This is a genomic window from Herbaspirillum camelliae (assembly GCF_001929405.1).
In the GTDB taxonomy this organism is placed as follows: Bacteria; Pseudomonadota; Gammaproteobacteria; order Burkholderiales; family Burkholderiaceae_D; genus Herbaspirillum; species Herbaspirillum seropedicae.
In genome coordinates this window covers 4,919,675-4,939,337 of the sequence record NZ_KV880769.1, presented here as the reverse complement: position 1 = coordinate 4,939,337, position 19,663 = coordinate 4,919,675, and the positions used below count along the sequence as shown (strand labels likewise).

Genomic DNA, 19,663 nt, shown 5'->3' with positions numbered 1-19,663 from the left:
CCATAAGAACGAAATCACCCGAAAATCGGAGAATCCTGAAAATGGCTCAAATCGAAGTAAAAGTCCCGCAGTTGTCGGAATCCGTTGCTGAAGCAACCCTGCTGCAATGGCACAAGAAGGTTGGCGAACCGGTTGCCCGTGACGAAAACCTGATCGACATCGAGACCGACAAGGTCGTGCTGGAACTGCCCTCGCCGGACGCCGGCGTCATCACCCAGATCATCAAGGCTGACGGCGCGACTGTCGTGGCCGGCGAAGTGATCGCCATCCTGGACACCGACGCTTCCGCGCAAGTGGCCCCGACCGAAGTCAAGGCTGCCCCGGCGCCGCAAGCGACCAACGAACCGACCCCGGTTGCCGCTCCCGAGCTGGCCTCCAAGGGCGACGTCGCCATGCCTGCCGCTGCCAAGCTGCTGGCCGATAACAACCTGTCGACCTCGCAAGTCACCGGCACTGGCAAGGATGGCCGCGTGACCAAGGGTGATGTGCTGGGTGCCCTGTCGGCTCCCGCCGCTGCACCTGCTGCTGCCGCCAAGCCGGCCCTGGCGCAAGTGGCCGCTCCGGTCAAGGCTGGCCTGGAAAGCCGTCCGGAACAGCGCGTGCCGATGAGCCGCCTGCGTGCCCGCGTGGCCGAGCGTCTGGTGCAATCGCAATCGACCAACGCTATCCTGACCACCTTCAACGAAATCAACATGCAGCCGGTTATCGACCTGCGCAACAAGTACAAGGACAAGTTCGAGAAGGAACACGGCGTCAAGCTGGGCTTCATGTCCTTCTTCGTCAAGGCCGTCGTGCACGCCCTGAAGAAGTACCCGATCGTCAACGCTTCGGTCGATGGCAATGACATCGTCTACCACGGCTACTTCGATATCGGTGTGGCCGTCGGCTCGCCGCGCGGCCTGGTGGTGCCCATCCTGCGTGATGCGGACCAGATGTCCATCGCTGACATCGAGAAGAAGATCGGTGAATTCGGCCAGAAGGCCAAGGACGGCAAGCTGTCCATCGAAGAACTGTCGGGCGGTACCTTCACCGTCTCCAACGGCGGTACCTTCGGTTCCATGCTGTCGACCCCGATCATCAACCCGCCGCAATCGGCGATCCTGGGCATCCACGCCACCAAGGAACGCGCTGTGGTTGAAAACGGCCAGGTTGTGGTCCGTCCGATCAACTACTTCGCCCTGTCCTATGACCACCGCATCATCGACGGCCGCGAAGCCGTCCTGTCGCTGGTCGCGATCAAGGAAGCCCTGGAAGACCCGGCCCGTCTGCTGCTGGATCTGTAAGCAACCGGCCATCACGGCGTGAGCTAGGCGCTGAACGGCCCCCAGGCATTCAGCGCCTTTTTGCATCCGCTTTGGAAGACGAGATCAAAGCGGATGCGCACAACGAATCAGGAATACACACATGAGCAAGAATTTTGACGTAGTCGTCATCGGTGGCGGCCCCGGCGGCTACATCGCCGCCATCCGCGCAGCGCAACTGGGTTTCAACACCGCCTGCATCGACGAATGGAAGAACGAAAAGGGCGGCCCCGCACCGGGCGGCACCTGCACCAACGTTGGTTGCATCCCCTCCAAGGCACTGCTGCAATCGTCCGAACACTATGAACACGCCAGCCACGGCTTCGCCGAGCACGGCATCGAAGTCAAGGGCCTGGGCCTGAACCTGGAAAAGATGCTGGGCCGCAAGAACACCGTGGTCAAGCAGAACAACGACGGCATCCTGTACCTGTTCAAGAAGAACAAGGTCAGCTTCTTCCACGGTCGTGGCTCCTTCGTCAAGGGCGATGCCAATGGCTACGAGATCAAGGTCGCCGGTGCTGCCGAAGAAACCATCACCGCCAAGCACGTCATCGTCGCGACCGGCTCCAACGCCCGCGCACTGCCGGGCGCCGAGTTCGATGAAAAGCTGATCCTCTCCAACACCGGTGCACTGGCCATCTCCGAAGTGCCGAAGAAGCTGGGCGTGATCGGTGCCGGCGTGATCGGCCTGGAAATGGGTTCGGTCTGGCGTCGCCTGGGCGCGGAAGTGACCGTGCTGGAAGCCCTGCCGACCTTCCTGGGTGCTGTCGATGAACAGATCGCCAAGGAAGCCCAGAAGCTGCTGACCAAGCAGGGCCTGGCGGTGAACCTGGGTGTGAAGATTGGCACCATCAAGACCGGCAAGAACAGCGTCTCCGTGGAATACACCGATGCCAAGGGCGACGCCCACACCGGCGAATTCGACAAGCTCATCATCTCCATCGGCCGTACCCCCAACACCATCGGCCTGAATGCCGAAGGCGTGGGCCTGAAGCTGGACGAGCGCGGCTTCATCGCCGTGGACGGCGACTGCAAGACCAACCTGCCCAACGTGTGGGCGGTGGGTGACGTGGTGCGCGGCCCGATGCTGGCCCACAAGGCCGAAGAAGAAGGCGTTGCCGTGGCCGAGCGTATTGCCGGTCAGCACGGTCACGTCAACTTCAACACCATTCCCTGGGTCATCTACACCTCGCCGGAAATCGCCTGGGTCGGCAAGACCGAGCAGCAACTCAAGGCCGAAGGCGTGCAGTACAAGGCCGGTACCTTCCCGTTCCTGGCCAACGGCCGCGCCCGTGCGCTGGGCGATACCTCGGGCATGGTCAAGTTCCTGGCCGATGCCAAGACCGATGAGATCCTGGGCGTGCACATCGTCGGCCCGATGGCTTCCGAGCTGATCTCCGAAGCCGTGGTGGCGATGGAATTCCGTGCCTCCTCCGAAGACATCGCCCGTATCTGCCATGCTCACCCCTCGCTGTCCGAAGCGACCAAGGAAGCGGCCCTGGCCGTGGACAAGCGCGCATTGAACTTCTGATGCGCGATCAGTGCGACAATACGGGTCGCCGACGCCTGGCCAGCCCCTGGGGCGGGCCGCGTCCGAGTTGCCCGCATAGTGCGCATTGAGATGCCAACCCAATGGGCGAGCCTGGCTCGCCCATTGTCGTTTTACAAGACCACACCATGGATGTCCGTCAATTCTACGAACAGTCGCTGTCCCAGCGCGGTTACCAACCTGATGAAGCGCAGTTGCGCGCTATCGAGCGCCTTCAGCGCGCCTATGAGGAATGGGTAGCCTACAAGGCCCAGCGCGCCTCCACCTTCAAGCGCCTCATCAGCCGCCCGGCCGTGCCGCGCGGCGTCTACATGTGGGGCGGGGTAGGGCGCGGCAAGTCCTTCCTGATGGACAGCTTCTATTCCGTGGTGCCGGTGGTGCGCAAGACGCGCCTGCACTTCCACGAATTCATGCGCGATGTGCATCGCCAGCTTGATGAACTGAAGGGAATTTCCGATCCCCTCGATGAAGTCGCCAAGCGCATCGCCAAGAAGTACCGCCTGATTTGCTTCGACGAATTCCACGTCTCCGACATCGCCGATGCGATGATCCTCTACAACCTCTTGAAGGGGCTGTTCGATCACGGCGTGTCCTTCGTCATGACGTCCAACTACGAGCCCAGCACGCTCTATCCGGATGGCCTGCACCGCGACCGCATGCTGCCGACCATTGCGCTGCTCAAGGAAAAGCTGGACGTCATGAACATCGACGCCGGCATCGACTATCGCAAGCGCGTGCTGGAACAGGTCAAGGTCTACCACACGCCCTTGAACGCCAAGACCGACGAAGAGCTGCGGGCCGCCTTTGCCGCTGTGGCCGAGGCGACGGAAGAAGATCCGCGCGTGCACATCGAGGCCCGCGAGATTCGCGCTTTGCGTCGTGCCGGCAGCGCCATCTGGTTCGATTTCGCTACCCTGTGCGGCGGACCGCGTTCGCAGAACGATTACCTGGAACTGGCCAGCCGCTTCCAGACCGTGATCCTGTCGGGCATTCCGCGCATGTCGGCGGCCATGTCGTCGGAGGCGCGCCGCTTTACCTGGCTCATCGACGTGTTCTACGACCACAAGGTCAAGCTGATCATGTCGGCCGCCGTGGAACCGGACGAGCTTTACACCGTGGGTACGCTATCCAACGAATTCCACCGTACCGTTTCACGTATCATTGAGATGCAGTCCAAGGAATACCTGGATGCGGACCGCCGCTCCATCGCCGACAGCCTCTCCTGAACCCTCAACCGATGATCAAGAACGACATGCAAGCTTTTTTTGCCGATGCCAAGGGCGTCTCCGTTTCCCTGTGCGCGCTGGTGCTGACGTTGGCCGCTGGCGGCGTCGCGGCCCAGGCGGCGGATACCCGCCAGGCCGCTGCGCCAGCGGGCGGCGCCGCCACCGCGGCAGCGCCGGCGCCTGTGACAGCTGCGCCCATGACGCGCGAGCGCTTCGAACAGATCGAGGCGCGTACGCCGATCCGCCAGCGCTACCCTGCTGGTTCGATCAAGTCGGTGGAAATGGCCCAGGCGGTGCTCGATGAGGTGGCCGAGGATCGCCAGGCGGTCCAGTTGCGTTATGCGCTTGACCAGCGCGCCTGCGTCCCCAAGTTCCTGGTCAACAAGTGCCTGGAAGAAGCCAGGGACCGCAAGCGCCTGGCCGAGAAGGACCTCAAGCAGGCCGAGTACGAGGCCAATGTGTTCCAGCGCCAGGCCAACGTCGATGACCGCGACCGTTCGCTGGCCGACCAGCGCGCCAAGGATCAGGAAGACGCCGCCCGCCGCCAGGCCGAACAGAAGCAGAAGGAAGCCGATTCGGCCCGCAAGGTGCAGGAAAGCAACGCCAAGAATCGTGAAGTCCAGCAGCGCATCGACGCCAACAAGGACGTTCCCGCCGATTACCGCGTGCGCGAGCACGAGGCCAAGCAGCGTCAGCAGCAGGCTGAGGACGCTGCCCGTGCGCCGGAGCGTGCCGCCAATGCCGCCGAGCGCCAGCGCCGCATCCAGGAGGCCGAGCAGCATCGTCTGGAGGTGGAACGCAACAAGGCGGAGAAGGAGCGCGAACGCGCCCAGCGCCAGAAGAACCTGCAGAACCAGCAGCAGGACTCGCCGACGACCGCCCCGGCAGCCCGCTAGGCGAACAACTTTGCGGTCAGGACTTGCGCATGCCGATTGGCGTGCGCAAGCGGGTGCATTACACTAGCAAGCACATCAGCAACGAGCCAGTTCATCATGACCAGTACGCATCGCGAAGACATCCAGCGCCGCATCATCGAACTCGAAGTCGAGCACCGTGATCTCGACAGCGTGATCGACATGCTGATCCGCGATGCCCGTTCGGAAGACCTGCAATTACGCCGCCTGAAGAAGCGCAAGCTGCAACTGAAAGACCATATTGCGCTGCTGAAGATGCAGCTGGTCCCTGATATTCCCGCCTGAGCCTGTCCCGTCGGCGCGTTGCGCCGTCCCCCATGCCGAATTCCTGTTACGCAGGGCGAGCCGGTGCGCCGATATCGGAGCCAGCGCCCGACTCCGCGTAAAATAGCGGCTTGTTCCCTTTGAGGTGCCGTGCGCAGTCATTGCTGTGGGCTGCGCTGTCTCACTCTTTTCTACAGGTTTGCCGCAGTGACTGCTCCAGAAGCCCCCGCCGAGATCCCCGATCGCAGTGCCAGCGACCTCGCTCCCGCAGCGCCCGAAGACGGAGCTGCGCCCGAGGCGCCGGGCGTCCATGACGCCGAGATCGACCGTCTGTTCGGCGCGGGTGGCCCCTTGGGCGGCGCCGTGGGCAGCTACCGGCCCCGCCATGCCCAGACCGAGATGGCCAAGGCCATCGCCACGGCCATCGCCGATCAGGGAACCCTGATCGCCGAGGCTGGCACCGGCACCGGCAAGACCTTCGCCTATCTGGTGCCGGCGCTGCTGTGGGGCGGCAAGACCATCGTCTCCACCGGCACCAAGACCTTGCAGGACCAACTGTTCAATCGTGACATCCCGACCGTGCGCAAGGCCCTGCACGCACCGGTCTCGGTGGCCTTGCTCAAGGGGCGCAGCAACTACGTCTGCCATTTCCACCTGGAGCGCACGCTGCAGAACGGCCGCCTGACCGCGCGCGAGGATGTGGGCTATCTGCGCGAGATTTCGCGCTTCGTCAAATCCACCTCATCCGGCGACAAGGCCGAGCTGACCAAGGTGCCGGAAACGGCCTCGGTATGGAACCTGGTGACGTCCACGCGCGATACCTGTTTTGGCGCGGAATGCCAGTATTACCAGGATTGCTTCGTCATGAAGGCGCGCAAGGAAGCCCAGCAGGCCGATGTGGTGGTGGTCAACCATCACCTCTTCTTTGCCGACGTGGCTCTGAAGGACACCGGCGTTGCCGAGTTGCTGCCCTCGGCCAATACCGTCATCTTCGACGAGGCGCACCAGTTGCCCGATACCGCCACGTTGTTCTTTGGCGAGACGATCTCGACCTCGCAGATCCTGGAGCTGTGCCGCGACGTCCTGGCCGAAGGCCTGTCGCATGCCCGTGACGGCGCCGACTGGGCGCGCCTGGTGGCTCCGGTGGAGCGTGCCGCGCGCGATCTGCGGCTGGCGTTTTCCGAAGACTCGGTGCGCCTGGCGCTGAACCAGATCGCACCCTCCAGCACCTTCTTCCCGGCCCTCGACACGCTCAAGGACTGCATGGACGACATGATCGCCGTGCTGGAGAAGCAGGCCGAGCGCGCCGAGACCATCGAGCAGTGCCGCGACCGCGCCAACGAATTGCTGCGCCAGCTGGAAAACTGGGGGACGCCCGAGGAACTGGAGAAGATCCAGGCCGAAGCGGCCGCCAAGGCGGCGGCCAAGCCCGCCGAAGCCAAGCGCGCGGAGTCGGGCGATGAGCAACAGGAGCCCTCTAGCCAGAAACCCTTCTACGTCTTGTGGGTGGAGGCTTTCCAGTCCTCGCTGCAACTGCACCGCACGCCGCTGTCGATCGCTCCCATCTTCAACAAGCAGCGTGAAGGCACGCCGCGTTCCTGGATATTTACCTCGGCCACGCTGGCAGTGAAGAAGGATTTCAATCACTACGCGGTCCAGATGGGCTTGTGGAATGCACCGGCGCAGTCCTGGCCCAGCCCGTTCAACTATGGCGAGCAGGGCATCCTGTACGTGCCGCAAAACCTGCCGCAACCCAATTCCTTCGAATACACCGATGCGGTCATCGATGCCGCGCTGCCCATCATCGAGGCGGCCGGTGGTCGCTGCTTCTTCCTGTGTACCACGCTGCGCGCGGTCAATCGTGCGGCCGAACGCCTGCGCGCCGAATTCGAGGCGCGCGGCCATGCCTTCCCGCTGTTCGTGCAGGGCGAGGCGGGACGCACCGAATTGCTGGACCGCTTCCGCGCCGCCGGCAATGGCGTGCTGATCGGCAGCCAGAGCTTCTGGGAAGGCGTGGACGTGCGCGGCGACGCGCTCTCGCTGGTCATCATCGACAAGCTGCCGTTCTCCCCGCCCGATGACCCGGTGTTGGCAGCGCGCATCAGCGAAATGGAAAAGCAGGGTTTGAACGGTTTCGTCCACCATCAATTGCCCGCAGCCATCATCAACCTCAAGCAGGGCGCGGGCCGCCTGATCCGTGACGAGGGCGACCGGGGCGTACTGATGATCTGCGATCCCCGCATCATTACCAAGAACTATGGCCGCCGCATCTGGCAGAGCCTGCCACCGTTCAAGCGCACCCGCGAGCAGGAGGTGGTGCAGGCCTTCTTCCGCGAGCAGGATGCGCGCCGGGCGGCAGCCGCAGCAGGCGACGGTACGGAGTCGGAATAACACTGAAATGGCTGATCACACTTCCCTGGTGCCGGTGCGCGCCACTGAACTGGTCTTGGGCAAGCCCGCACCCTGGCCCATCTACAACGAGGTCGGCAAGCTGTTGCTGGCGCGCGGGACCATGATCGATACGCCGGACCAACTGGCCGGGCTGATCGAGAATGGTCTCTACCGTAATGCCCGCTGGGTGGCCGAGCCGGATACCGAGTCAGTACCCCTGCCACAGGCGCGCGATGTGTTGCGCAAGAAGGTCGGCGGCAAGCGGCCCGTCAAGCCTGCTGCCGCTGCGCGTGGCCAGCAGACCGTGATCACCATGGAGGAAGTGCGCTGGCAGATCGGCGACACCTTGTGGCTGCAATTGGCCGAGGATGCCGCCCAGCGTTATGCGGTCAATCTGGTGGGTTGCCTGCCCAACCGCAGCATCCTGGTGACCGCGCCGCAGAAGGATGGCAAGCAATTGTTCATGCGCGATGGGCAGGCCTTCGTGGTGCGGGCGCTCACGGGGCGCCGGGCCTATGCGTTTTCGTCCCAGTTGCTGAAGTACCAGCAGACGCCTTTTGTCTACCTGCATCTGTCGATGCCGCGCGAGGTCCGCTCCACCGTGATCCGCCAGGCCACCCGGGTGCCAGTGGGGGCAGAAGGCTATCTGGAGGTGGACGGTAATACTCCCGTGGCGGCCAGCGTGATCGACCTGAGCTTGGCGGGGGCCTCGCTGGTGGCGACGTCCTTGTCAGGCAGGGTGGCTGCGCAGAAGGGTGTGGTCGGCAAGCTGCGCTTTGTGGCTTCTGTAGCCGACCAGCAACTGACCCTGGACTTGCGGGTGGTGCTGCGTGCCGTGGAGGCGCTGGGTGAGGCCGATTTCTACCAGTACGGGGTTGAATTTTCCAACATGACCGTGCGGGACAAGCTGGTGTTGTCAGCCTACGTCTACCAGGAACTGAGCGCGCAGGAATAAGCCGGCCCACCGGGTGCACAAGGCTTCATCAGAATGTCTTGCGAGAGGGCTGTCCAAGGCCCGGCTTCGGTTAAAATTCAGCCCATGAAAATCCTCATCAGCAACGACGATGGTTATCTCGCGCCCGGCATCAATGCCCTGGTCGAGGTGCTGGCGCCCATCGCCGACATCACCGTGGTGGCCCCCGACAGCAACCGCTCAGGCAGTTCCAATTCCCTGACGCTGGATCGCCCGCTGTGGGTGGAGCAGGCTGCCAACGGCTTCTACTATCTCAACGGTACGCCCTCCGATTGCGTCCACGTCGCATTGACGGGCTTGCTCAAGGAACGTCCCGACCTGATCGTCTCCGGTATCAACCAGGGGCAGAACATGGGCGATGACACGCTGTATTCAGGAACCGTGGCGGCCGCGACCGAGGGTTTCCTGTTTGGCATCCCCTCGATTGCCTTTTCGCAATTGCACAAGGGATGGGCCGAGCTGAAGTCGGCTGCGCGCATTGCCCGCGAGATCGTCGAGCGCCGCTTCGATGCGCTGCCGCAGCCCTATCTGCTCAACGTCAACATTCCCAATCTGCCCTATGAAGAGATCAAGGGCACGCAGGCCACGCGGCTGGGCAAGCGCCATGTGTCCGAACCGGTCCACAAGCTGACCGATCCGCATGGGCGCGACCTGTACTGGATCGGCCCGGCCGGGGCGGCCCGGGATGGCGGCGAGGGGACCGATTTCCATGCGACCGCGCAAGGGTATGTCTCCATCACTCCGCTGCAGATCGACCTGACCCATACCGCCCAACTGGCCAACCTGAAGAAAGCGCTTGCATGAGCGACAAGACCAGCCGCTTTCCGCTCTCGCTGTCCTCGGTGGTGGACAAGAAGAAGGCTGCAGGAGTCGGGCGGGATGCGGCTGGCCGCCCCCAGGCGACTACCCAGACGGCCGCCAAGAATGCTGCCCAGTCGTCCCAGCGCGCCGCGCTCAAGCCGGTGCAGCAGGGGCTGGCGCAGGCGTTGCGCCCGCCTCCGGCGGCGCCGCGCGCACCGGTGCCGCCGGCACAGCCATTGCTGAGCGCCGCGCCCGTGCCGCGCACGGCGGTCAGCAATGTCATGACGGTGACCCAGACCAACGCTTCCCATCACGCCTCGCCGCTGGCTTCCGAAGCAGTGCGCAAGGCCATGGTGGCGCGGGTTGCCAAGCAGGGGGTGGCCGACGCCAAGGTGCTGGCCGCGCTGGAGGCAGTGCCGCGCCACATGTTCGTGGAGCCGGGTCTGGCCAGTCAGGCCTATATCGATGCTTCCTTGCCCATCGGCCATCACCAGACCATTTCCCAACCCTATATCGTGGCGCGGATGATCGAGATCATGCGTCAGAACCGCCATGGCGGCCGCTTGGACCGGGTGCTGGAGATCGGTACCGGCTGCGGCTATCAGGCGGCAGTGCTGTCCCGGGTGGCGGGCGAAGTGTATTCCATCGAGCGCATCAAGCCGCTGCACGAGCTGGCCAAGACCAATCTGCGGCCATTGCGGGTGGCAAACATCCGCTTGCATTACGGAGATGGTATGCTTGGCCTGCCGCAGGTGGCTCCTTTCGACGGTATCATCCTGGCCGCTGCCGGGCTGGAGGTGCCGCAGGCCTTGCTGGAGCAGTTGGCCGTCGGTGGCCGCCTGGTTGCACCGGTGGGTGAGCGGCAGCAGGTACTGGAGCTGATAGAACGGGTAGGACCGCGCGACTGGCGCCGCACCACGCTGGAACAATGCCATTTCGTGCCGCTGCGCCCGGGTACCGTGTAATGGCGCGGCCAGCCTCGGCGGCATGGGCAATTTAAAATGAATGGCAGGGCCGGTCCAGGCCGGAATCTGCCGGCAATCGCCAATACGGGGAATGGGCGTCACCAGGCACAAGCAGGTCAGGCGGCATCGGATGACGCTCGCATGCAGGTGGTGGGGCTGTCTTTCCCTGATGAACTTCTGGCGCTGGCTGCGGGTCAACTAGCGTCGTACAAAATCTAACGTAAGAGCATGAAGAAAATTCGTTTGGCTGTATTGGGGAGTGTCGTGAGTCTGCTGGCCGCCTGCGGCTCGACACCGAATCAGCAGCCGGCCCCCGTCGTGGAGCGCACCAGCAGCACTGGCAAGGTTGTCGATGCTGCGGCAGCGCCCGCAGCCCCTGCACCGTCGGGACGTGGGTACTATACCGTCAAGAAAGGCGATACTTTGTATCGTATCGCCCTGGAGGCCGGTCAGAACTGGCGCGACATCGTGGCCTGGAATAACCTGACCAACCCGAACGACATCAAGGTCGATCAAACCTTGCGCGTGGCTCCTCCGGACCGTGCACCGGGTACGGCCCAGACCGCGGCGGTTGCAGCGTCGCCGGCAGCGGGCCTGGACGTCAAGCCGCTGGGTGCACCTGGCACCTCAGCGCCGGCAGCGCCGGTGCCGGTGGGCAGCAACAAGACTGGTCCGCGCGGCGACAAGCGTCCGTATTCGGAAAGCGCACTGGCCGAGCTGGAAAAGCCTGATGCGCCGGCTGCCTCGGGTACATCGGTTGCATCGGCCGCGCCTTCGGCGCCGACCAAGGCCGAGCAGCCGCATGCAGCCGACAAGCCGGCCGCCGCCAGCCAGGCCGCGACCGAAGATGAAGGTGTCTCCTGGATGTGGCCTGCCGAAGGCAAGGTGGTGGGGACCTTCGAAGGCGGCAAGAAGGGCGTGGACATCGCCGGCAAGGCCGGGCAGGCTGTGCTGGCCGCCGGTGCGGGCAAGGTCATGTACGCCGGTAGCGGTATCCGTGGCTATGGCAACCTGGTCATCATCAAGCACACCAGCAACCTGCTGTCGGCGTATGCGCACAACCAGACCATCCTGGTCAAGGAAGGCCAGAGCGTGACCAAGGGGCAGAAGATCGCCGAGATGGGCAAGTCCGACAGTGATACCGTCAAGTTGCACTTCGAAATCCGCCAGCAGGGCAAACCTGTTGATCCCTCCAAATACTTACCGCCACGTTAGCGTATGACAAGCAATCGCCGCGATCACTTGCCAGACCAGGACCCTCGTGAAGAGGAGTTGGACGATTCTGTTGATGAGATGGATGAACCGGAAGTGATCGACGGCGATGCTGGCGAAGAAGTCCAGGAAGCCGCGCCCGCCGAGGGGGTGGACGAGCTCAAGAAGGTGCTCGCCGCCGAGCTTTCCACCGATACCACCCAGCACTATCTGAACAAGATCGGCGCCAAACCCTTGCTGACGGCCGCCGAGGAGCTGCATTTCGCCACCCAGGCCAAGGCAGGCGAATTCGTGGCGCGCCAGAAGATGATCGAGCACAACCTGCGGCTGGTGGTGTCCATTGCCAAGCACTACATCAACCGCGGCGTGGCCCTGCTGGACCTGATCGAAGAGGGTAATCTGGGCCTCATGCGCGCCATTGACAAGTTCGAGCCCGAGCGCGGTTTCCGCTTTTCGACCTATGCCACTTGGTGGATACGCCAGAGCATCGAGCGCGCCATCATGAATCAGGCCCGCACGGTGCGCCTGCCGGTCCACATGGTGCGTGAACTGAACCAGATCCTGCGCGCCAAGTATCACCTGGAGGCCCAGCAACGCAACGGCCGAGACGCCAGTGCCGAGGATATCGCCCATTTGGTCGATCGCCCGGTGGAAGAGGTGCAGGATGTGTTGGCCCTGTCCGAACATGCTGCCTCTCTCGATACCCCGCTGGATAATGATCCCCAGGCCAGCCTGATGGACCTCTTGCCAAGCGCGGTGGAGGGGCACCCTGATACTCTGGCCGAGAGTCAGGAAATGGCGCTGATGATCCGCGAATGGCTGAAAAGCCTGTCGGAAAAGCAGCGCGTGGTGGTCGCGCGCCGTTTTGGTCTGGACAATGACGATCCTTCCACCCTGGAGCAACTGGCCGGTGAGATGGGCATCACCCGCGAGCGCGTGCGCCAGGTGCAACAGGAGGCGCTGGTCAAGCTCAAGCGCCTGTTGACTTCACGCGGGGTGGGGCGCGACGCCTTGTTCTGAGCTGCGCGCCTGTGCTGGCGCGGCTGTTTTCTTTTCGGTTTTGATCACTTTTGGGTGAGCGGTGCGCTGCGACAGGCGCATCGTGCTTCCCTCGCGCCGCCGGATCGCGGACAATACCGCTTTTGTTTTTGGCAGCGGACTCCGGTCCCACCCTCGTGGTTTCCCTCATGCAACAAGACATCATCATCGAAATCAAGTCGCTCGACATGGACGGGCGCGGCGTTGGTCACCTCCAGAACGAGGACGGCACGCAAGGCAAGGTCATCTTCGTCGAAGGCGCATTGCCGGGCGAGCGGGTCAGTTTCCAGTCCTATCGCAAGAAGCCCAAGTGGGAAGCCGGCGTGATGACCACGCTGCACAGCGAGTCCTCGCTGCGGGTCAAGCCGCGCTGCGACTACTTCGGCACCTGTGGCGGCTGCGCCATGCAGCACCTGGAGCCCTCGGCCCAGGTCGCCATGAAGCAGCGCGTGCTGGAAGACAACCTCTGGCATCTGGGCAAGACCAAGGCCGAGGTGATGCTGCGTCCCATCTATGGCCCGACCTGGGGCTATCGCTACCGCGCTCGCATCTCGGTACGCCATGTGGCCAAGAAGGGCGGGGTGCTGGTGGGCTTCCACGAGAAGCGCTCTTCCTTCATCGCCGACATGAAGACCTGCGAAATCCTTCCGCCCAATGTCTCGGCCATGCTGGTGCCGTTGCGTGAACTGGTGGCCGGGCTGTCCATCCGTGACCGGATGCCGCAGATCGAACTGGCCGTGGGTGAGGGTGACGATGGCAACAAGGTGACCGTGCTGGTCCTGCGCATCATGGAAGCGCTGTCGCCGGCCGATGAGGTCTTGCTCAAGACCTTTGCGGACGAACACAAGATCGAGTGGTGGCTGCAGACCAAGGGTCCGGATACGGCTGCGCCGTATTATCCGGCGCAATCGCGCCTGCAATATACGCTGCCGGAATTCGGCATCCGCATGCCCTTCAAGCCCACCGACTTTACCCAGGTCAACCACCAGATCAATCGGGTGCTGGTTGCGCGCGCCTTGCGTCTGCTGGACGTGCAGCCGCAAGACCGCGTGGCCGACCTGTTCTGCGGGCTGGGCAACTTCACGCTGCCCATCGCCACGCTGGCGCGCGAAGTGGTGGGGATCGAAGGCAGTACCGCCTTGACCGAGCGGGCGCTGGACAATGCCAAGGTCAATGGCGTGGATGCCAAGACCAGCTTCTATTGCCGCAACCTGTTCGAGGCCAAGCCGGAGGACTTTGTCGCCTTGGGCAAGTTTGATCGCATGCTGATCGATCCGCCGCGCGAAGGCGCCATGGAAGTGTGCAAGGCGCTGGTCGAGCTGCCGCCCGAGCAGCAGCATCTCAAGCCCAAGCGCATTGTCTATGTCTCTTGCAACCCGGCCACGCTGGCGCGTGACGCGGGCATGCTGGTGCATCTGGGCGGTTATGCGCTCAAGTATGCCGGCGTGGTCAACATGTTCCCGCATACGGCGCACGTCGAGTCGATCGCTGTCTTTGACTTGCCCGAATGAGCCGGCCTCGCCAGACGTAAAAAAGCCGGCTTGCGCCGGCTTTTTTATTGCAGTTTATTATGGTTCAGACAACGTTCAGTCGCGGTTGCCGCCCACGATGCCCAGGATGGACAGCAGGTTGGCGAAGACGTTGTAGACGTCCAGATAGATCGCCAGTGTGGCCGAGATATAGTTGGTTTCGCCGCCATTGACCACCTGTTGCACGTCGAACAGGATGTAGGCCGAGAAGATCGCGATGGCGACCACCGAGATGGTCAGCTGCAGAGCCGGCAGTTGCAGGAAGATGTTGGCCAGCGCCGCCACCAGGATCACCAGCACGCCCGCGAAGAGCCACTTGCCCAGGCCCGAGAAGTCACGCTTGGACACGGTGGCGATGGTCGCCATGCCGCAGAAGATGATCGCGGTGCCGCCGAAGGCGGTCATGATCAGCCCGGCGCCGTTGGAAAAGCCCAGCGTGAACTCGATCAGGCGCGACAGCATCAGGCCCATGAAGAAGGTGAAGCCCAGCAGGAAAGCCACGCCCAGGCCGGAATTCTTGGTCTTTTCGATGGCGTAGAAGAAGCCGAAGGCAATCGCCAGGAACAGCACGAAGCTGATCATCGGGCTGCCGGCAAAGAGGCTGAAGTGCAGCTGCACGCCCAACCACGCCCCCAGCACGGTCGGAATCATCGACAGTGCAAGCAGCCAGTAGGTGTTGCGCAGCACGCGGTTGCGGGTGGCCAGACTTGTGGTCGAGTGGCCAAAGGTCGTGTCCAGGTTGTTCATGTGTCCTCCAAGGCGTTGAATGCGAGCCACAGGATAGCATGGCGGCTCATTGCTAAGACAAGTCTTCCCTCGCTCTGGTTCGATATCCGGCAGCAATATATGAATGATGACTGCATGGAGGCTGCTCCGTTGTGGTGCATGCCGTCCAGGTCCAGCAGATGGGATGTCAAAGGAGGTGAATTGACATGATATCTAATGGTTTCATGCTAAAATACAAGGTTCATCGAATTATCAATTCTTGGCTTTAAGCCTTTATTTTTATTGGAGTTTTTCTCATGGCAATTGAACGCACCCTGTCGATTATCAAGCCCGACGCCGTCGCCAAGAACGTGATCGGCCAGATCTACACCCGTTTCGAAAACGCTGGCCTGAAGGTCATCGCTGCTCGCATGGCGCAACTGTCGCGCGCCGAGGCAGAAGGCTTCTACGCCGTGCACCGCGAGCGTCCTTTCTTCAAGGATCTGGTGGACTTCATGGTCTCGGGCCCGGTCATGATCCAGGTGCTGGAAGGCGAAGGCGCGATCCTGAAGAACCGCGACCTGATGGGCGCTACCGATCCGAAGAAGGCCGAGAAGGGCACTATTCGTGCTGACTTCGCTGACTCCATCGACGCCAACGCTGTGCACGGTTCGGACGCTGATGAGACCGCCAAGGTCGAAATCGCCTACTTCTTCCCGGCGCTGAACGTCTATTCGCGTTAATCTGTTCCAAGTTTTTACCGGTTTCCCGGATCCGGGCGGAAACCGGCGCGGCAATCCTTGCAGCGCCTTTCTGTCCTGGTCTCGACCGAATGCATCATGAATACAGCTCTCACCAATTTGCTGGATATGGATCCCGCGCAACTCGTCGCTTACTGTGGCGAGTTGGGTGAGAAGCCGTTTCGCGCCAAGCAGTTGCAGCGTTGGATACACCAGTTCGGCGTCGCTGATTTCGATCAGATGACCGACCTGGCCAAGTCGCTGCGCGACAAGCTCAAGACCCGCGCCGAAGTCCGTGCGCCGGCCATCATCAGCGACCATACCTCCACCGACGGCACACGCAAGTGGCTGGTCGACGTGGGCCAGGGCAATGCGGTGGAAACCGTGTTCATTCCTGAAGAAAATCGCGGCACGCTGTGCGTTTCCACGCAGGCGGGCTGTGCCGTCAATTGCCGCTTCTGCTCGACCGGCAAGCAGGGCTTCAACCGTAATCTCAGCGTGGCCGAAATCATCGGTCAGCTCTGGATGGCCGAGTTCGAATTGCGCAAGACCAAGGGCGTCGAAGGCGGCCCCAAGGGCGAGCGTCAGATCACCAACGTGGTGATGATGGGCATGGGCGAGCCGCTGCTCAACTTCGAGCCCACCGTCACGGCGCTGCGCCTGATGCTGGACGATAATGCCTACGGCCTGTCGCGCCGCCGCGTGACGCTGTCTACCAGCGGCGTGGTGCCGATGATCGACAAGCTGTCCCAGGAATGCCCGGTGGCGCTGGCCGTCTCGCTGCACGCGTCCAACGATGCGCTGCGCGATTCGCTCATTCCGCTCAACCGCAAGCATCCGCTGCGCGAGCTGATGCTGGCCTGCAAGCGTTACCTCGAATTCGCGCCGCGCGACTTCATCACCTTCGAGTACTGCATGCTCGATGGCGTCAACGATACCGACACCCATGCCCGCGAACTGGTCGCGCTGGTGAAGGAAGGCGAGACGGCCATCCCCTGCAAGTTCAACCTGATTCCCTTCAACCCCTTCCCTGAGTCGGGTTTGAAGCGCTCGCACAATCCGCGTATCAAGGCGTTTGCCCAGATCCTGATGGATGCCGGCATCGTGACCACCATCCGCAAGACGCGGGGCGACGATATCGACGCCGCTTGCGGTCAGTTGGCCGGTGAGGTCAAGGATCGCACCCGGGTGCAGGAGCGCATGCAGAAAATGGCCGAATACCAGAACAAGTTCGGCAAGGATTTTGGCCGCATCGTGGAGATCTCCGGGTGACGGCAGGCCTGCTGAACGTTCTCACTGGCCGCGCTGCGCCGGCCCTGGTCCTCGCGCAGAGGGCTGTGGCACACCACTTTTCCGAATTGTCTGTCAGGTCGTCGATGGCGCGCTGGGGCGCGCTCGTCGTACGTCCTTTTTGTGTTGTTGTTGAAACGATTGCATACCATGCTGCTGGTCGGCATGAAGCACTGAAGTTGTCGAATTTCCCCGGAGGGACGCGGCGTTCGCCGCGCAGGGACGCTCCAGAAGAATCCGGCCAGGTCCGGCTAAAAAAAAGCTTTTCCATGTGGAGCATTTGATGAGTGATCAACAAATGAACGAAGTGCCATCGCAACTATCGCCAGAGGGCGCTCAGCCGGTTCAGGGGCCGACCCTGCCGGGCGCGATGCTGGCTGCGCAACGTCAGAAGAAGGGCTGGTCGGTGGAGCAGGTGGCCAGTCTGGTGAAGCTGGCGCCGCGCCAGATCCAGGCGATCGAAGCCGACAACTACGCCGCCCTGCCGGGTCTGGCGGTGGCGCGCGGATTCGTGCGCAGCTATGCCAAGGTGGTCGGGCTCGACGCCAATGCACTGACTGCGGCCATGCCGCATGAGTCGGATGTGGCGCAGCGCGACCATATCGTGCCGCAGCATTCGCTGTCCACGCCGTTCTCGGAAGGGCCGCTGCCGGCCATGATGATGAGCACCCGCGGCAACGGTTCGCCCTTGCCCATCATCGCCGGTGTGGTGGTGGTGGCCTTGCTGGCAGGCGGCGCGGCCGTGCGCTGGAGCGATCTGGGCGCCAATGTGCCGCAACTGGCCTGGCTGAAGTCGCACAGGAGCGAGTCGGCTGCCGCGCCGGAGCTGCCCGCCAATGCCGATGCCGGATCGAGCGAGACGCCCGTCAACGCCCGCGTGGAGACGATTACGCCCGCTGCCGATGAGGCGGCCAAGTCCGCTGCTGCAGCGGTGGAGGCTGCGCCGACCCAGGCGGCTACGCCTGCGGCTGCCGAGACGGCTTCTGCGCCCGCCCATGCGGCTGATGCGCCAGCTGCCTCTGTCCCGGCCAGCGCGGCGTCCGCTGCCAACGCTGCATCGGCACCTGCACCGGCACAGACTTCTGGCACCACGGTGCCAAGCGGCCTGAATATCGTCAACAGCAAGGACATGCTGCGCCTGACCTTCCGTGAGGATTCCTGGGTCGAGATCCGTCGCGCCGACAAGAGCACCATCATTTCGCGCCTGCTCAAGGCCGGCACCACGGAAGCCTTCGATGTCTCCGACGCCACCTCGCTGACCATCGGCAATGCCGCCGGCGTGGACGCGACGCTGCGAGGCCAGCCGCTGGATCTGAAGACGCCAGGTGGCAGCAATGTCGCCCGTATCAACCTGAATTAACAGCCTAGCCAACGCCATGTCCTCCTCTCCGATCGCTTCCGGACCGCTGGTCCGCCGCAACAGCCGCCGCGTGGTCATCAGCCACGGTGGGCGCGAGATCGTTGTCGGCGGCGGCGCGCCGGTGATGGTGCAATCCATGACCAACACCGACACGGCCGACGCCATCGGCACGGCGATCCAGATCAAGGAACTGGCCCGCGCCGGCTCGGAAGTGGTGCGCCTGACCGTCAACACGCCAGAAGCGGCGGCGGCCGTGCCTGCCATCCGCGAACAGCTGGACCGCATGGGCGTGGATGTGCCGCTGGTGGGCGACTTCCACTACAACGGCCATACCCTGCTGACCGAATATCCGGAGTGTGCCCAGGCGCTGTCCAAGTACCGCATCAATCCCGGCAACGTGGGCAAGGGCGCCAAGCGCGACACCCAGTTCGCCCAGATGATCGAAGTGGCCTGCAAGTACGACAAGCCAGTGCGCATCGGCGTGAACTGGGGCAGCCTGGACCAGGCGCTACTGGCGCGCATCATGGATGAGAACGCCGGTCGCGCCGAACCCTGGTCGGCCCAGGCAGTGATGTATGAGGCGCTGGTCACCTCGGCCATCGAGAACGCCCAGCGCGCCGAAGAACTGGGCATCGCGGGCGACAAGATCATCCTGTCCTGCAAGGTCTCGGGCGTGCAGGACCTCATTGCGGTCTATCGCGAACTGGCGCGCCGTTGCGACTATCCCTTGCACCTGGGCCTGACCGAGGCCGGCATGGGCAGCAAGGGCATCGTGGCTTCCACGGCGGCGCTGTCGGTGCTGCTGCAGGAAGGCATTGGCGACACCATCCGCATCTCGCTGACGCCCGAACCGGGCGGCGACCGCACCAAGGAAGTCGTGGTCGGCCAGGAAATCCTGCAGACCATGGGGCTGCGCAAGTTCACCCCGATGGTGATCGCCTGCCCGGGTTGCGGTCGCACCACCTCCACCGTGTTCCAGGACCTGGCCGACAAGATCCAGACTTTCCTGCGCGAGCAGATGCCGGTGTGGAAGGGCAAGTATCCCGGCGTGGAAGCGATGAACGTGGCCGTCATGGGCTGCATCGTCAACGGTCCGGGCGAGTCCAAGCACGCCAATATCGGCATCAGCCTGCCTGGCACCGGCGAATCGCCGGCCGCGCCGGTGTTCATCGATGGCGAAAAGAAGATGACGCTGCGCGGCGAACGCATTGCCGAGGAATTCCAGAAGGTGGTGCTGGACTACGTCGAATCGCACTACGGGCAGGGGCATCCAGCCTGAGCGCAGGCCGGTTGCGGCAGTCGCCGCGAGCGTATGCAGTACACTGGCGGCTATCAGGCTGAGTGAAGCGAGCTTCGCCTGGCTGCCAAATCAATTGAATAAACAAGATAAACAAGACCACACTCT

17 protein-coding genes are annotated in these 19,663 nt (G+C 63.1%); 16 read left to right on the top strand and 1 reads right to left on the bottom strand.

Going from position 1 to position 19,663, the window contains the following annotated elements; all coding sequences use genetic code 11:
* The first annotated feature begins 41 nt into the window (after nt 1–41).
* The 12 genes from odhB to rlmD all read left to right on the top strand — a co-directional run bounded on the left by odhB (nt 42) and on the right by rlmD (nt 14,145).
* A complete protein-coding gene (gene odhB / locus BGK68_RS22045; RefSeq protein WP_017451791.1) occupies nt 42–1,283 on the top strand; it encodes a 2-oxoglutarate dehydrogenase complex dihydrolipoyllysine-residue succinyltransferase in 1,242 nt (413 codons plus the stop codon).
* 121 nt (nt 1,284–1,404) lie between these two features.
* Complete coding sequence (gene lpdA, locus BGK68_RS22040; RefSeq protein WP_075258827.1) at nt 1,405–2,832, top strand: dihydrolipoyl dehydrogenase; 1,428 nt, start codon at nt 1,405–1,407, stop codon at nt 2,830–2,832.
* Between the two features lie 146 nt (nt 2,833–2,978).
* A complete protein-coding gene (gene zapE / locus BGK68_RS22035; RefSeq protein ID WP_075259950.1) occupies nt 2,979–4,076 on the top strand; it encodes a cell division protein ZapE in 1,098 nt (365 codons plus the stop codon).
* Nucleotides 4,077–4,102: 26 nt separating this feature from the next.
* On the top strand, nt 4,103–4,972 hold the full coding sequence (locus BGK68_RS22030; protein WP_233149380.1) for a hypothetical protein: 870 nt from the start codon (nt 4,103–4,105) through the stop codon (nt 4,970–4,972).
* Between the two features lie 96 nt (nt 4,973–5,068).
* Nucleotides 5,069–5,275, top strand: coding sequence for a YdcH family protein (locus BGK68_RS22025; protein ID WP_006463294.1), 207 nt, complete (start codon nt 5,069–5,071; stop codon nt 5,273–5,275).
* Between the two features lie 213 nt (nt 5,276–5,488).
* Nucleotides 5,489–7,645, top strand: coding sequence for an ATP-dependent DNA helicase (locus tag BGK68_RS22020; protein ID WP_407645734.1), 2,157 nt, complete (start codon nt 5,489–5,491; stop codon nt 7,643–7,645).
* A gap of 7 nt (nt 7,646–7,652) precedes the next feature.
* On the top strand, nt 7,653–8,600 hold the full coding sequence (locus BGK68_RS22015) for a flagellar brake protein (RefSeq protein WP_075258824.1): 948 nt from the start codon (nt 7,653–7,655) through the stop codon (nt 8,598–8,600).
* Nucleotides 8,601–8,684: 84 nt separating this feature from the next.
* Complete coding sequence (gene surE / locus BGK68_RS22010) at nt 8,685–9,422, top strand: 5'/3'-nucleotidase SurE (RefSeq protein ID WP_075258823.1); 738 nt, start codon at nt 8,685–8,687, stop codon at nt 9,420–9,422.
* Nucleotides 9,419–10,384, top strand: a complete 966-nt coding sequence (locus BGK68_RS22005) for a protein-L-isoaspartate(D-aspartate) O-methyltransferase (RefSeq protein ID WP_075258822.1) — start codon at nt 9,419–9,421, stop codon at nt 10,382–10,384. Before surE ends, BGK68_RS22005 begins: the two co-directional genes overlap by 4 nt.
* Before the next feature lie 228 nt (nt 10,385–10,612).
* A complete protein-coding gene (locus BGK68_RS22000; RefSeq protein WP_075258821.1) occupies nt 10,613–11,599 on the top strand; it encodes a peptidoglycan DD-metalloendopeptidase family protein in 987 nt (328 codons plus the stop codon).
* A 3-nt stretch (nt 11,600–11,602) separates the two neighbouring features.
* On the top strand, nt 11,603–12,616 hold the full coding sequence (gene rpoS / locus BGK68_RS21995) for an RNA polymerase sigma factor RpoS (protein WP_075258820.1): 1,014 nt from the start codon (nt 11,603–11,605) through the stop codon (nt 12,614–12,616).
* Nucleotides 12,617–12,783: 167 nt separating this feature from the next.
* Entirely contained in the window at nt 12,784–14,145 is a 1,362-nt protein-coding gene (gene rlmD, locus BGK68_RS21990) for a 23S rRNA (uracil(1939)-C(5))-methyltransferase RlmD (RefSeq protein ID WP_075258819.1), read from the top strand.
* A gap of 75 nt (nt 14,146–14,220) precedes the next feature.
* Here rlmD and BGK68_RS21985 read toward each other — a convergent pair whose 3' ends face one another.
* Nucleotides 14,221–14,910, bottom strand: a complete 690-nt coding sequence (locus BGK68_RS21985) for a Bax inhibitor-1/YccA family protein (protein ID WP_069374266.1) — start codon at nt 14,908–14,910, stop codon at nt 14,221–14,223.
* 275 nt (nt 14,911–15,185) lie between these two features.
* On the opposite strand from BGK68_RS21985, the gene ndk reads away from it, so the two are divergent.
* From ndk to ispG, 4 genes are all read left to right on the top strand, one after another.
* Complete coding sequence (ndk, locus tag BGK68_RS21980; RefSeq protein ID WP_013234916.1) at nt 15,186–15,611, top strand: nucleoside-diphosphate kinase; 426 nt, start codon at nt 15,186–15,188, stop codon at nt 15,609–15,611.
* Nucleotides 15,612–15,707: 96 nt separating this feature from the next.
* On the top strand, nt 15,708–16,880 hold the full coding sequence (gene rlmN / locus BGK68_RS21975; RefSeq protein WP_075259949.1) for a 23S rRNA (adenine(2503)-C(2))-methyltransferase RlmN: 1,173 nt from the start codon (nt 15,708–15,710) through the stop codon (nt 16,878–16,880).
* A 301-nt stretch (nt 16,881–17,181) separates the two neighbouring features.
* Nucleotides 17,182–18,258, top strand: a complete 1,077-nt coding sequence (locus tag BGK68_RS21970; protein WP_075258818.1) for a helix-turn-helix domain-containing protein — start codon at nt 17,182–17,184, stop codon at nt 18,256–18,258.
* 16 nt (nt 18,259–18,274) lie between these two features.
* The gene (ispG, locus tag BGK68_RS21965; RefSeq protein WP_075258817.1) at nt 18,275–19,537 is read left to right on the top strand and encodes a flavodoxin-dependent (E)-4-hydroxy-3-methylbut-2-enyl-diphosphate synthase; all 1,263 of its coding nucleotides are present in this window, start codon (nt 18,275–18,277) and stop codon (nt 19,535–19,537) included.
* Nucleotides 19,538–19,663 lie beyond the last annotated feature (126 nt).

Coding starts and splice junctions, on each gene's coding strand:
- rlmD (WP_075258819.1), top strand. CDS start 12,784: ATGCAACAAGACATCATCATCGAAATCAAGTCGCTCGACATGGACGGG.
- BGK68_RS22025 (WP_006463294.1), top strand. CDS start 5,069: ATGACCAGTACGCATCGCGAAGACATCCAGCGCCGCATCATCGAACTC.
- lpdA (WP_075258827.1), top strand. CDS start 1,405: ATGAGCAAGAATTTTGACGTAGTCGTCATCGGTGGCGGCCCCGGCGGC.
- rpoS (WP_075258820.1), top strand. CDS start 11,603: ATGACAAGCAATCGCCGCGATCACTTGCCAGACCAGGACCCTCGTGAA.
- rlmN (WP_075259949.1), top strand. CDS start 15,708: ATGAATACAGCTCTCACCAATTTGCTGGATATGGATCCCGCGCAACTC.
- ndk (WP_013234916.1), top strand. CDS start 15,186: ATGGCAATTGAACGCACCCTGTCGATTATCAAGCCCGACGCCGTCGCC.
- BGK68_RS21970 (WP_075258818.1), top strand. CDS start 17,182: ATGAGTGATCAACAAATGAACGAAGTGCCATCGCAACTATCGCCAGAG.
- BGK68_RS21985 (WP_069374266.1), bottom strand. CDS start 14,910: ATGAACAACCTGGACACGACCTTTGGCCACTCGACCACAAGTCTGGCC.
- BGK68_RS22030 (WP_233149380.1), top strand. CDS start 4,103: ATGCAAGCTTTTTTTGCCGATGCCAAGGGCGTCTCCGTTTCCCTGTGC.
- surE (WP_075258823.1), top strand. CDS start 8,685: ATGAAAATCCTCATCAGCAACGACGATGGTTATCTCGCGCCCGGCATC.
- BGK68_RS22005 (WP_075258822.1), top strand. CDS start 9,419: ATGAGCGACAAGACCAGCCGCTTTCCGCTCTCGCTGTCCTCGGTGGTG.
- BGK68_RS22000 (WP_075258821.1), top strand. CDS start 10,613: ATGAAGAAAATTCGTTTGGCTGTATTGGGGAGTGTCGTGAGTCTGCTG.
- odhB (WP_017451791.1), top strand. CDS start 42: ATGGCTCAAATCGAAGTAAAAGTCCCGCAGTTGTCGGAATCCGTTGCT.
- zapE (WP_075259950.1), top strand. CDS start 2,979: ATGGATGTCCGTCAATTCTACGAACAGTCGCTGTCCCAGCGCGGTTAC.
- BGK68_RS22015 (WP_075258824.1), top strand. CDS start 7,653: ATGGCTGATCACACTTCCCTGGTGCCGGTGCGCGCCACTGAACTGGTC.
- ispG (WP_075258817.1), top strand. CDS start 18,275: ATGTCCTCCTCTCCGATCGCTTCCGGACCGCTGGTCCGCCGCAACAGC.